This window comes from Traorella massiliensis, from assembly GCF_900104665.1.
Taxonomy (GTDB): Bacteria; Bacillota_I; Bacilli_A; order Erysipelotrichales; family Erysipelotrichaceae; genus Traorella; species Traorella massiliensis.
The window spans coordinates 505158-519137 of record NZ_LT629968.1; the positions used below are offsets into that span (position 1 = coordinate 505158).

The 13980-nt window shown below is 25.8% G+C and carries 11 protein-coding genes and 1 pseudogene; 8 read left to right on the forward strand and 4 right to left on the reverse strand.

Going from position 1 to position 13980, the window contains the following annotated elements; translation table 11 throughout:
* The 8 genes from BQ5367_RS06995 to BQ5367_RS07030 are packed head-to-tail and all read left to right on the forward strand — an operon-like array spanning position 1 to position 9327.
* Positions 1-987, forward strand: a complete 987-nt coding sequence (locus BQ5367_RS06995; protein ID WP_161940476.1) for a glycosyltransferase family 2 protein — start codon at positions 1-3, stop codon at positions 985-987.
* Positions 988-1001: 14 nt separating this feature from the next.
* The gene (locus BQ5367_RS07000) at positions 1002-2006 is read left to right on the forward strand and encodes a glycosyltransferase (protein ID WP_071441801.1); all 1005 of its coding nucleotides are present in this window, start codon (positions 1002-1004) and stop codon (positions 2004-2006) included.
* A 5-nt stretch (positions 2007-2011) separates the two neighbouring features.
* Entirely contained in the window at positions 2012-3526 is a 1515-nt protein-coding gene (locus tag BQ5367_RS07005; RefSeq protein WP_071441802.1) for an O-antigen polymerase, read from the forward strand.
* On the forward strand, positions 3519-4619 hold the full coding sequence (locus BQ5367_RS07010) for a glycosyltransferase (RefSeq protein ID WP_071441803.1): 1101 nt from the start codon (positions 3519-3521) through the stop codon (positions 4617-4619). The genes BQ5367_RS07005 and BQ5367_RS07010 overlap by 8 nt, the downstream gene beginning before the upstream one ends.
* A 2-nt stretch (positions 4620-4621) precedes the next feature.
* A complete protein-coding gene (wecB, locus tag BQ5367_RS07015) occupies positions 4622-5725 on the forward strand; it encodes a non-hydrolyzing UDP-N-acetylglucosamine 2-epimerase (RefSeq protein WP_071441804.1) in 1104 nt (367 codons plus the stop codon).
* A gap of 12 nt (positions 5726-5737) precedes the next feature.
* Positions 5738-6928, forward strand: a complete 1191-nt coding sequence (locus BQ5367_RS07020; protein ID WP_071441805.1) for a polysaccharide pyruvyl transferase family protein — start codon at positions 5738-5740, stop codon at positions 6926-6928.
* Positions 6925-7911, forward strand: a complete 987-nt coding sequence (locus BQ5367_RS07025; protein ID WP_071441806.1) for a nitroreductase family protein — start codon at positions 6925-6927, stop codon at positions 7909-7911. The genes BQ5367_RS07020 and BQ5367_RS07025 overlap by 4 nt, the downstream gene beginning before the upstream one ends.
* A gap of 12 nt (positions 7912-7923) precedes the next feature.
* Positions 7924-9327: a lipopolysaccharide biosynthesis protein gene (locus BQ5367_RS07030; RefSeq protein ID WP_071441807.1), complete on the forward strand. Its 1404-nt coding sequence runs from the start codon at positions 7924-7926 to the stop codon at positions 9325-9327.
* 475 nt (positions 9328-9802) lie between these two features.
* On the opposite strand, the gene BQ5367_RS07035 is transcribed toward BQ5367_RS07030, so the two are convergent.
* From BQ5367_RS07035 to BQ5367_RS07045, 4 genes and pseudogenes are all read right to left on the reverse strand, one after another.
* On the reverse strand, positions 9803-10966 hold the full coding sequence (locus BQ5367_RS07035) for a Fic family protein (protein ID WP_071441808.1): 1164 nt from the start codon (positions 10964-10966) through the stop codon (positions 9803-9805).
* Positions 10967-11138: 172 nt separating this feature from the next.
* Positions 11139-11288: pseudogene (locus tag BQ5367_RS14015) on the reverse strand (hypothetical protein); the annotation flags it as partial.
* A gap of 600 nt (positions 11289-11888) precedes the next feature.
* Positions 11889-12530 carry an RloB family protein gene (locus tag BQ5367_RS07040; RefSeq protein ID WP_161940477.1) on the reverse strand — a complete coding sequence of 214 codons (642 nt, stop codon included), beginning with the start codon at positions 12528-12530 and terminating at the stop codon, positions 11889-11891.
* Complete coding sequence (locus BQ5367_RS07045) at positions 12523-13791, reverse strand: AAA family ATPase (RefSeq protein ID WP_071441810.1); 1269 nt, start codon at positions 13789-13791, stop codon at positions 12523-12525. Before BQ5367_RS07045 ends, BQ5367_RS07040 begins: the two co-directional genes overlap by 8 nt.
* Between the last annotated feature and the right edge of the window lie 189 nt (positions 13792-13980).

A 13980-nucleotide genomic window follows, 5' to 3' on the forward strand; every position in this document is an offset into this window, starting at 1 on the left:
TTGAAAATAAGTGTAATAATTCCTGTATATAACGTAGAAAAGTATTTAAATAGATGTGTGGAATCTATATTAAATCAAACGTATAGAAATTTAGAAATTATTTTAATAGATGACGGGTCAACAGATAAATCTAGTCAATTATGTGACTTTTTTAGTACAAAAGATAGTCGAATAAAAGTTATACACAAAAAAAATGGAGGATTAAGTTCTGCAAGAAATGTTGGTTTAGATAATGCCACAGGTGAATACGTTTATTTTATAGATAGTGATGATTGGATAGCTAATGATACTATTGAGTACTTGTATGAAACATGTAAAAAATATGATGCTGATATTTGTTCTGCAAAATATATGTTAACAGGTAATGAAAATAAAAATTTTCCAGAAATAGATGAAGTCATAGAAATCGTATATGAAAGAAATAAGTTACAATACTATCTTGATTCTGCGTTAGATGGTAAAAACTTAGAAATTCCAGTTTGTACAAAATTATACAAAAAGTATCTATTCGACAATATACGATTCCCTGAAGGACAAATTTACGAAGACATATACACGAATTATTTGCTTATAGACAAAGCGAACAAATTAGTTACATCAAATAAATTTATATATTTTTATTTTCAGCAAGGAACAAGTATAACACGTTCAAAGTTTACTGAAAGAAATTATGATTTAATTAATGTGTGTAATCAAGTTGAAAATGCATCAAGACTAAAAAATGATGAAAATTTAATAAAATCATCCATTGTATTTACATGTAAAAATTATTTATCATTATTAATACGAATGAATATCTATAACATAAATGATTCTAATAAAATTAAAATTTGTAGAACATATATTAAAAAAAATCTGTATTTGGTTTTAAAATCAAAAATGACAAAAATTCAAAAAAGTGTAATTCTTGTTTTATGTATGAATTATACGTTATTTAAATATTTTGTTAAATCATTTTATACAAAATATAATCAAAGTAAACTTTAATATAAGGTGAAAAAATGTTTAAAAATATAAAAGTAAGTGTAGTAATCGCTACATATAACGGATCTAAATATATAATTGAAGAACTAGAATCTATCATGAATCAAACAATCATTCCTGATGAGGTTATCATTAGCGATGATTGCTCAAAAGATAATACAGCTGAATTAATTAATAATTTTATTATTGATAATAGTCTTTCAAATTGGAAATTAAATATAAATAAGAAAAATAAAGGATTCTCCAAAAATTTTATGGACACTTTATATTCCGCTTCAGGTGATATTATCTTTTTAGCAGACCAAGATGATATTTGGATGGACAATAAAATTGAAAAAATGTTAGAAGTTTATTGTTTAAATGAAAATGTGAAGTCTGTTGCTTCTGAATTTATTTTTATTGATGGAAATAGCAATAGCATTGAAGCTCCTAAAAAAGTTCCTAATGTCAAATGTAGATTAGATAATTCATTAATTAAAATAAGACCAATAGATAATGTTATTTCATCATATATCAGAGGGTGTACAACTTTTGTAAGTAAGGATATTGTTGATTATATTAAAAATAATAATCTAGATAAATTATGTAGCAATTATTTACTAGGACATGATTGGTTATTATGGATGATTTCTTCTTTAATGGGAAATACTTATATTCTATGTACACCATTAATCAAATATAGATTTCATGACTCAAATTCTTCTTTAACAGCATTGCAAAGAAAAGAATTAATTGGTGATATTTCAAAGAGAATAGAAGGATTGGAAAAATCAATAAAATTACATGAATATATTATCAATAATAAGAATAGTTATATAAATTTAAATGATAAGACTTTTAAATTTATAAAAGAAGCAATAAAATTTGAAAAAAGGAGATTAAAATTTTTGTTGAATAAAAATCTATTGGATTACTTATTGTTGATAAAAGATTTAGGTAAATATAAGAGATATTATAGAGACTTTAATAGAGGTATTAAAGTTTATATTGGAGACTTTTTGTATGCTTTTAAAAAGAGGTGAAACAATTGAAAAAAAATATTTTATTATATTCTATAAGTACTATATTGCTTTTAATAATACCACTTGTAAATAATATTAGTTTTACTTTAGGTAGCTTAATATTATTTTTTGATGCTTTAATTGTATATTTTTATATATCATTAAATAAGAAAAATTTTTATTCTTTAAACTCTATTTTCTCAGCTATATGGTTGGGTACCATTTCTCTATCAAATTTAAAGATACTTTCATACCAAAGAATTTGGAGTAATGAAACATGGCTATATTTAGCATTGGGATTTTTAATTTTTAATATATTTATTGAAATTGGTAATACGAAAAAAAATAAAAGAATAGATAGTATTTTAGAAAATTTAAATTTTGAAAATTTTAATAATAAATACTTATTTTTTGTCTGTCTATTATTTGGATTCATAGCAGTATTTGGATTCATTATGACGGCTAAAATATGTGGATATATACCTTTCTTTTCATATGAATATAACAATTATAGTAATTTTTATACTAAATATTTATTACTTTCTCATTTTTCTATTATTAATATTCCCCTTACTTATTACTGCTACACAAAAGAAAATAATATTGTGAAAAAAATATGTTTAATTTTTATCATTTTTGTACAAGTTTTTTTAATTCCAACCTTGGCAGTCAATAGAGGAATATTCTTAATAGGAGCACTATTGCTTACTGCTACTGTTTATTATCTTGGAAAAAGAACTTTCTTAAAAGTAGCTATTTGCTTAATTTTTGCATTTGCTGGATATGAAATTGGGTCTCTTGGTAGACATTATACAAATGAATTATTAAGCTCAAGTTTTAAACAAAACGAAAGTGAAATTATTGAAGAAAATAATCAAAATAATGAGATTTCTGAAGAAAATCAAAATAGCGAAACTATAAAAGAAAATAATTCATCAAAACAAAATGATACGATATTAGAAGAAACCATACCTACTAATGAGTATAGTGAGTATTTAGAAAAAGTAAATGACAATACCTATATTGTACATAATACAAATAATTCATTGTCAGATATCACTTTTAAAATACCTGAAAAAATATTATTTATATACTCTTATTTAACTGTCAGTCATGATAATTTTGACTTGATCGTAAAATATAATGATGAATATTCTTTAGGAATAAGACAATTGTTAGGGTTTGATTTTATATTGAAAAGAATTATACCAAATTACAAAGAATCATTAAATTATTATTATGTGCAATTTAACCTAAATACTAATAATTTTTTAGGCACTTCTATTAGTGATTTTGGAATTATAGGATTAATTATCTTTTGTGCAGTTTTTGGATTTATTTCTGGATTTATTGAAGCTTCATATCTTAAATCAAATAGAATTATAGATTTATTAATATTAAGCATCCTATCATATTGTGTCGTTTTATCTTTCTTTTCGAATTATACATGTCAAATAATATTTATTATTAATTTCGTGTCATTATTTTTTATAGTAGCAATTTTAAAATTATTAGAAAGAGGTTTTAGCAAAAATGAATGACATAATACTTATTACTAAACATGATATTAGTTCAGCGTATTCATGTTTGCATTACTTATCAAATGAGTTAAGAAAAGAGAAAAAAATTACATTATGGTCCTGCACATCTAAAGAAAACTTCAAAAGAATAGATGATGGATTCAACTATTCTTTTTTAAATTACTGGTATGGCAGTATAAAATCAGTTCGATTAATTTTTATTTATTTTCATGTTTTCTTTTTAATGATGAAAAAAAAGACAGATATTATTTTAAATGATATTGATTTTTTCCCAATTGCATATCTTGTAAAAAAAATCAAGCCACAAAAAAAATTAGTTCTGTATCATACAGAACTATATGAAAAAGATGTTAAAACATTTAAATATATTCAGGATTTTTATGAAAAGCATGCTAATTTTCCTGATTTTATAATTGAATGTTTAAATGAAAGAGCAATTTATAGAAAGAAAAAATATAAAATTAATAAAGAAATATTTGTGATTAATAACACGTTACCCAAAATGAACTACAATGTTGATCGTTTAGTAGATTTGAAAGTGCAAAAAAATAAAAAAATTGTTTTTTATGCTGGAGGATGTAATCTAGATCGAGATTTAGGTAAATTTATTAAAGAATTAAGTAAAGTTGATGGAATCTTTTTTTTAGCATATTGTTATGGAAATAAAGAAGAACTTAAATCAGTAAATGATATGTGCCAAAAATATTTTATAAATGAAAATTTTAAAATAAATTCAGCAATTAGTAGAACAGAATTGTTAAAAATCATGCATTCAGTTGATATAGGGATAATTTATTATGATCCAGAATTTAGTATCAATCATTATTATGCAGCACCTTCAAAATTTTTCGAATATATATCTTGTGGATTAAATGTAATCTCGACAAATAACGAAGGAATTAATCACATAATAAATGAGAATGGTTTTGGCATATGTATAGAAAGTGGTAACTCGATATCAATAGCATTGTCTACTCTATTAAAAAGAGGGTTAAAGGATCGGAATGAAATCATTGATATATTTAATAAAAAATATTGCTATGAAATTGACTCAAAAAAAACGATAAATGAGTTAAAAAGGGTGTTGAATTAGATATGAAAAAGGTAATGTTAGTTTTTGGGACACGACCAGAAGCAATCAAGATGTGTCCACTAGTAAATGAATTAAAAAAATGTGAAAAAGAATTCAAAACTATAGTTTGTGTAACAGGACAGCATCGTCAAATGCTGGATCAGGTATTAGATGCATTTCATGTGGTTCCTGATTACGATCTATCTATTATGAAAGATAAACAGACTTTGTTTGAAGTTACAACTAATATCCTAAACTCAATTAAATCAGTTTTAGAAGAAGCCAAGCCAGATGTAGTTCTTGTTCATGGAGATACCTCTACAACCTTTGTAACTGCACTAGCTTGTTTTTATTTGCAGATTCCTGTGGGTCATGTCGAAGCAGGACTAAGAACCTATGATATTTATTCTCCTTTTCCTGAAGAGTTTAATCGACAAGCTGTAGGAATTATTGCTAAATATAATTTCGCACCCACAGAAATAAGTAAACAAAATTTATTAAATGAAGGGAAGAAGGAAGAAACAATTTTTGTAACCGGAAATACTGCAATTGATGCATTAAAAACTACAGTAAGAGAAGATTATTCCCATCCCGAATTAGAATGGGCAAAAGATTCTAAATTGATTATGCTAACAGCCCATAGAAGAGAAAATTTAGGGGAACCAATGCATCATATGTTTAGAGCAATAAGAAGAATCATTGATGAACACGACGATGTTAAAGTGATATATCCTATCCATATGAATCCAGTTGTACGACAAGCTGCAAAGGAAGAATTAGGAGATAGCAATAGGGTACATATTATAGAACCGTTGGATGTATTGGATTTTCATAATTTTCTTGCAAGAAGCTATATGATCTTAACTGATAGTGGCGGAATACAGGAAGAGGCTCCTTCACTAGGAAAACCAGTATTGGTTATGAGAGATACAACGGAAAGACCTGAAGGAATCAAAGCAGGAACATTAAAACTTGTAGGAACGGATGAAGAAACAATTTATAGTAATTTTAAACTATTATTAGAAGATGAGAATGAATATAAAAAGATGAGTAATGCATCTAATCCGTATGGAGATGGCACTGCTTGTGAACAAATTGTTGAAGTATTAAAAAATAAATGTTTATAGTGAGGAAAATTTATGAAAAAAATATTTGTTGCTGCACATTATAATTTAAATAATGGTGATAGAGCAGTTTTAGAAGCTACAATTCAAAAAATCAATGAAATTTGTCCAGATGCTTCAATTACAGTATCTGCCTTTGAACCTAATACTTTAATTGATGATAGATTTACAACAGTAGGATGGCCTATCAAACAAGATATTATTTCTCGAAAATTATTTAGCTTATTGACTAAACTAAATAAAGTACATATTATCAAGTTTCTACAACCATTTATTATTGATAAATCATATCTGAACTTTTTAAAAAGAGCGGATGTTGTATTAATTTCGGGAGGGCATCATTTAACTGATATCCTAGGAGATTATACTTTTTATACATTAGCAGTAAATTTTTTATTACCAATTTATAATAAAAAGAAAATATATCTTCTTCCACAGTCAATTGGACCTATCGATGTAAATAACAAAGAAATAAAAAATGTAATGTCATATATTTTAGATAACTCAAATCATATTGCTTATAGAGATAATTCATCAAAAAAAATTATTGATAAATTATCGAATAATGCTAACAAAGAATATGTTCCTGATATTGTATTTTCTTTAAAAAATGATAAATTAACAAAAGAAGCAAAAACAGTAGGCATTGCTCTATATTGTAACTATTCTGGAATTAAAAAAGAGGAATTGATGCCGAAAGTAATTGAAAATTTGATAACGACTATTAAACATTTATTAAGAAAGGGATATAATGTGAAAATTATCCCGATGGAAATAAAGAATTCAGCCTCTGATGATAGAGTGGTAGCAAATCAAATTATTAATGAAATAGGTAACGAAACATATGGAAAAACGTTATGTATAGAAGAACCTGCTACAAGTAATATAGTTGATATTGTAAAACTATTTTCATCAAAAGACTTTATAATTGCCTATAAGACTCACTCGGTTGTTTTTTCGTTAATAAATCATGTACCTGTAATTGCAGTTGCATATCATCCAAAAAGTATTGAATTTATGGAGAGCGTTGATTTATTAGAATATGCTATTGAAGATAGTAAAGCAGATTCTGAAAAATTAGAAAAAATTATTAATTCAATTGAAAAGAACCATGAAGAAATCGTTCGCAAAGAAGAAATTGGAGTTAACCAAAATTTAGAAATTATTCAAAATTACCTGGTTAATTTATTAGAGGATAAAAAATGATGAATCTACGAAATATTACTTTAATAAAAAAAAATAGAAAATTCAAATATTCAAGATATGTAAAAAAACAATTAGAATATGATGTCAATAAGTATTTAAACCAATATACTACTCCTCTCTCTTTAGAAAAAAATAAAACCACTTTAGAAAGAGAAATTATGGTATTAAGTCATACTCTGGAAAAAGGATTGTCTCATAAAGAAATTAAACCATTATTTGGTTATAAAGTTATGACCCAATTATGTGAATATATTAAAGAATATTCTCAAACGACTGGTTTAGATGAATATATTTTAAGTTTAGGTGTTTCTATTTGGATGGAATATAATAAAGTAAATTCTAATCTAAATGACAAATTGTTTGAAATTCCTGAACATTTAAAAAAATATTGTAACTCTGAAGTAGGAGCTTTTGAAACCAGTAAAGACAATTATTTTAAATATATAAATTCAAATTTTGAATCTTTTTCTAATTCAAGAAGATCTGTTCGTTTATTCGATACAAAAAGTGATGAAATTCCATTAGAACTAATAAAAAAAGCTATTGGATTGGCTATAAATGCTCCAAGTGCTTGTAATCGGCAAGCTGTACGTGTTCAAATAATAACAGATAAAGAATTAATAAATAAAATTTCCTCTATTCAAGGTGGTAACAGAGGATTTGGAGAAAATTCAGGTGCTTTATTAATTATTAAATCAAATTTAAATTATTATTATCCAAACGAAAGACGTATTCCGATGTTTGACTGTGGCTTATTCACAATGAATTTATTATATGCGTTACATTTTTATCAATTGGGCGCTTGTGTTTTAAATGGTTCTTTATCTGAAGAACAAGAAATTAATCTAAAAAATGTAGTTAATATTAACGATAACGAAATAATTGCATCAATTTTAAGCGTTGTAAATATTCCTGATGATGAAACTATTAAAATTGCATGTTCTTTTAGAAGAAAACCAGATGATATTATAGATATAAATTAAGAGGGTGAAACTTTGTCTAGGCAAAAAGAATTTGTTACCAATACATTAATTTTAACAATAGGAAAAGTTTGTACACAGTTTATTAGTTTCTTTTTATTGCCTTTATATACAGCTTTACTAACTCCTGATGAGTATGGTGTAGTAGACTTATTAAACACATATATTGTTTTGTTGGTGCCATTAATTAATTGGCAATTTGAACAAGGCCTTTTCAGATATTTATTAGATTGTAGAAATGATTCTGGTACGCAAAGAGAGTTATTTTCTACTGTAATGATAACTAATATATTTCAAGTTATAATATATTACATTTTATTTAATTTATTATTAGTCTTTGTTGATATTAATTACTCATATTTTTTAATTTTTGATGTAATTTGCAGTATTATTCTTAATACTTATTTGCAGTACTCAAGAGGTGTAGGTAATAATATAGACTATTCAATTGCTAGTTTTCTTTCAGCTGCATCTACAATCGTTTTGAATGTTATATTTTTAGTTGTTCTAAAAATGAAAGTAGATGGAATGTTTTTAGCAATGATTTTATCTAAAATTATTGGTATTTGTTATTTATTTATTAAATTGAAAACATGGAATATATTTTCAATTAGGTTATTTAAAAAGAATCATTTTAAGAAAATATTAAGATATTCTCTTCCTTTAGTACCTAATCAGTTATCATGGTGGATTGTAGGAATTTCAGATAGAACTATTGTCAGCTATGTTTTGGGTGTATTTCAAAATGGTATTTATTCTGTTGCAAATAAATTTCCTTCAATTATAGTAACATTTTACAATATTTTAAATTTATCTTGGTCAGAAACAGTTGCTTTACATTTTAATGATGAAGATGGAGAAGAATTTCTCAATGATTCAATGAACAAAGTTTTTGTTTTCTTTTCATCTTTGTGTTTGGGATGCATTGCATGTATACCATTAGTATTTAATATATTAATTGATCAGCAATATAATCAATCTTATTTTCAAATTCCTATTCTTTTGCTTGGTGTTCTATTCCAGATTATTGTAGGATTATATAGTGCAATATACATAGCACTGAAAAAAACAGTTGAAATTACCAAAACATCGACACTTGCTGCAATTATAAATATAATCGTAAATCTTCTTCTCATTAATTTTATAGGCCTTTATGCTGCCTCTATATCTACATTTGTAGCATATTTTGTTTTAGCAATTTATAGATACATAGATGTAAATAAAATATTAAATTTAAAAATTGAATTTAAGACCATCATAATAACAATATTTACAAGCATTATTATTATTTTCTTATATTATGTAAATAATATTTATTTAAATATATTTTCGTTAATTATTGCAGTTTTATATGCATTGTATAATAATGCCTATATTATAAAAATTGTTTTTAAGAAATTAATTAATCATCTAAGTTAATATGTAATCAGTTTTTACTATTAATAAATGTAAAAAGGTATGGGTAAGTAACTTTAATAAAGTACTTACCCATACCTTTTTCAATATATTAAGCCTGAAGGCACTATTTCCACCGCTAAAGAACCTTATAGTAAAATCCTATGATCACAACTGGTCCACAAAATTACATAAGATACATTGTTTTGCACCCTAAGATATAATTTTGACTGGTAACAATAACTACCAAACCTTGTTTATTTCTGTAAGCCGTTTTTTTATTCTTAGTTACTAAGGAATCTTTTAACATGAAAATAGAAATCAGAATGCACCTCTCCTTTTCTTTAGTTATTTTTCCGCTACGTGCAATGAATATGACGATGTAATAAAAAACTATATTATAAAAATTAATGAAGGTAAGAAATATAAAAAAATCCGAATAATTGTTCTTTATCATACGAACATTATTCGGTTTTTTTATGTAAATAATTAAATAGAATTAGTTATCATTCACTTTATATTTAATTCTTGTTCCATAGTGAATAGATTGCAATAATCCTAAATCTGTAAACTTTAGTACAAATGATCGTATAGTTGCATATGCTGCATCACCATAATCTTTTTCAAGTTGTTTTGTTGAAAATTCTTCCATTCCATAACAAGACAAAACAAATTTCCACAGCTTTGTTTCTTTTTCTGTTATTACTCCTTTTTTTACCTCAGCTTCATAAACAGATAGAACATTACTTGTTCTAGATTCTTCTATGATCTTATTATATACATTATTTATAAAATAAAGAATAAAGGGTGTAACATCAATTTTACCACTATATTTTTTATTTTCTTCTATAGTCGTATAAGCTTTATAATACAATTTGCGGCTTTTTTCAATTTGACTTGAAAAAGGAATAAAAAGAGTTGATTGATATCCTTTCTGAATCAAAAACCATAAATGTATAAGACGTGCCATTCTTCCATTTCCATCAAAATATGGATGAATATAAGCAATATAAAAATGAATGATTATTGCTTTAATAAGATCATTTATATTATCTTCTGTATTAATAAAGTCAACAAGAGATTTCATAAAATCTGGAATTTTTTTATAATCAAGTCCTATATGCTCAATACGATTACTAACGATATAAACACTATCATGACGATAATAGTTTCCTTCTTTTAATTTATTATCATCCGACAAGAAATTTCCAATTGCCATCATGTATAGCTGATAAATGTTTTGCTCAGTAATTTTATTATCAGTATTTGCAATAAATTCAATGCCATTTTTAATCCCTAAAATTCTATTTTCTTCTTCATCTTTTGGAGCTAAACCTTTCAAGATTTTTCGTACACTTTCTCTATTAAAATCAATATTTTCAATTGCAGACGATGATATAATCTCATCTTCTGCAGCTTTTATACCATAATATTGATTTTGAGAATGTAAAAGTAGTTTTATGACGTTTTGATTTACAGTAGCATAATTTTCTAAAAAAACGATAGGATGATGATCAAAATCAGTGAGAGATAATGTTTTATAATACAATTCATCTAAAGTATTTAAAAAATCTTTAAAATCATTACCATATTTATAACTCATTTTCTTGTAATCAGTAAAATGCTGATCTTTAAGTATATTTACAAAAATATTTATATCCATATACATTTCTCCTTTGTGATATCAATTGGTATCAATTTATATCAGTATAACAATAAGGCAATTAACTGTCAATGATGGAAATAACATCTGATAGACTTTATCTTCATCTAGGTCTTTCACGTTTTCCCAAAGAGCAGAATGACTATCAAATGGCGGATACTTCGGTGCGTCTCTAGCGATTTAACCGGTGCACAATGACTAAGTCAATAGGGTTGAAATTTAGAGATCCTTGCTCTTCTTCTATGATCGAGTTTCTTATTTTCTTCAAATAATAGTAATAAGAGGCTTCAGAAACATCATTTTGTTGACACCATTTTCTAACTGATAGCCCACTACCTCAACATACTTAAATGATCTGCATCCATTGTTTCAATCAAACTTTGTCATTGATCGTTTGAATATGAGTTCTCATCAATAAAGTCACTTAATATTTCGGTCATAGGGCGACACCTTAAAATAGAATTATATGCTCCATAAAGTCCTCCTGGAATTAGAATATAAATGTAGACAGATATTAAATTCTAAGGAAAATAGAACTTTTTATGTCTAAAGATAAGTACATCGCTCGTCTTAACCATCAGGGAATGGCTCAAAGAAACATTTGTAAGACACTTAAAGTTTCAGATCAACGTGTACGAAATAAACTAATAAAGTTAGTTGAAAGAACTGAACCTTGTCTATGATGATGTAAAAGATATGAATGATGGCTCATTTGATGAAGTGTTTACTAAAAAAAACAGAGAAGGTGAATATTCCGTAGTGGCGGAGCCACCTAATAGGCTAAAATTAGTCTACTCAAAACGTTAGAGAAGTCTTCCTAATATTTTCAAGAAGTCCATTAAATCTTATATGCGCATAGTAATATTAAATACTTGTTCTCTGGCAATGATTGTCCAGTCAAATTTTCTTTTATAATACCTCTCTATTCATTTTCTAAAAAACCGATTTCTTTAAAAATCTTATATACATCTGTACTAGGAGAAAATTCTTGCTTATATTTTTCTCGTTTATTTTCAAGGTTGAAAATTTCTAGCTTTTCTGCATTTTGAATGGCTTGGTACGTTTTATTACTTATTAATTCATAAACTGAATCTAGATTTTTAGAATAATTGGGTATATATTCTTTGATCTTTTGGATTACCTCATCATTTGAATTATACTGAGCAGTTGAATAAACAAAATGGCAGAGATACCAGATTTCAAAACAAGGATTCGAGATAATAAGTTGAATATGATTCTTCTTTGCCTTTCTTAAAGCTTTGAAAATTTCTGTTTCTTTTTGTTTATTAATATCAGAATCAACCAAACAATATGCTAAATCACCATCATTTTGATTTAAATCTAAATCTTCATATTCTCTAATTAAAGTATTCACCATACCTAAAGGATTAGTATAATTTCCTTTGCAAAAACGTACAACATATCTGTCACTATTTAGGTTTCTTAAATATAGTGTTTCTGTTTTATTATTTCCTTCGGTAGAAAATAGTAAAACATTTTTCCTTTTTCTACTCCTGCTATTTCTTTGCTTAGCTTTATATCCGATCTGTTTTGATTTAATCACATATATCACCATCCTGAACATTAGGTATAGATCCGTATCTTCCTAATAGATAAGCCTTACGAATATCTTCCCTTGTTCTAGGTGAGAATTCGTCTAAAGAATATAGTTCAGAAATACCTGTATTATTATTCTTTTCTACAAAATAAATTTGATCTCTTCGAAGTATTTTTAAATCTAGTAAATCCATTGTATGTGTTGAAATAACTAATTGAGCATTTGCTTTATTTATTTCAGAATTATTAAATAATCTAATTAGATATAGTACGATCATAGGATGTAAGCTGTTATCAAATTCATCTATACATATTGTTTCACCTGTATCAAAAGCTTGTTTGATAATTGGACTCATATAAAATAGATTTTGAGTTCCAATAGACTCTTGATTAATATTTAAGGAATGATATTCAATGTTACCATCAGCTTTTTTTATCTGATGAGTAGTATTGATCTTAAGTTGTTTAAGATTAAAATTTGTATTTTGACTAAATATCTCCTGCATATTTTCAGGCAACTGTTCTTTTTTCAGTTCTCTAGATTCAAATTCAAAATCATGTATATTAATGTCAGCTTCCTTTAAAACCTTATGAATAAAATTGTGTAACGAATGATCAGAGTCATTTTCAAGCATATAACCGATTTTGTTAAAATTTCTATAATTTGATGTATAAACATTAATAGAAGTTTGAAACCATGTAAATGGTATTCTTGTTTCTTCACAATTCCAAGCTGTAGCTGTAGCTAAAAAGAGTTTATTTTCAGTATTCATCTTTGTCAAAGGTAATAATTCTTTTTTTAGTTTTGGATTTGTAAATTTATATATTTCTTCTTTATTTTCATCTCTTTCAAAAATAACAGATGCTTTTGCTGTTTTATAGACATATAAATATTCTGTAATGATTTTGTGTTGTGTTGCTGAAAAACCATATACATATTTAGTTGCATCAACTATAAAAACAAATTCAAAGGAAGTAGGACTATTTTGTGCTTTTTCATCGAATTTATAAGGAACAATTGAAGTCATTACTTCACCAATTTGACGTTGGTTTGAGTTTCTTACTAGCAAAATAGAAACTGTTAATGCTTGAAAGATATTGCTTTTTCCCGCAGCATTAGCTCCAAACATAGAAATAACTTTTAAACATTTATCCTTTCCTATTAATGAATAATTATTTTTATGTTCAGAATCAGTAGAAGCTTCTAAAGATAATATTGTTTTATTTTTAAACGATTTAAAATTTTCTATACTGAATTGTAATAACATACCCACCTCTCCTTTTCTATAGTTATTATATCAAATATCTCTAAAAATATAAAATATTATTTATAAAAATGGTAAAATAATGCAAATTATTGAATAATATTTCTAGATATTTTAATTAATGAGTTTTACGACATGTCCTTTCTTCATAGAATCGTTTAACTGAATATAAGACTAGCAACATTTCATTTT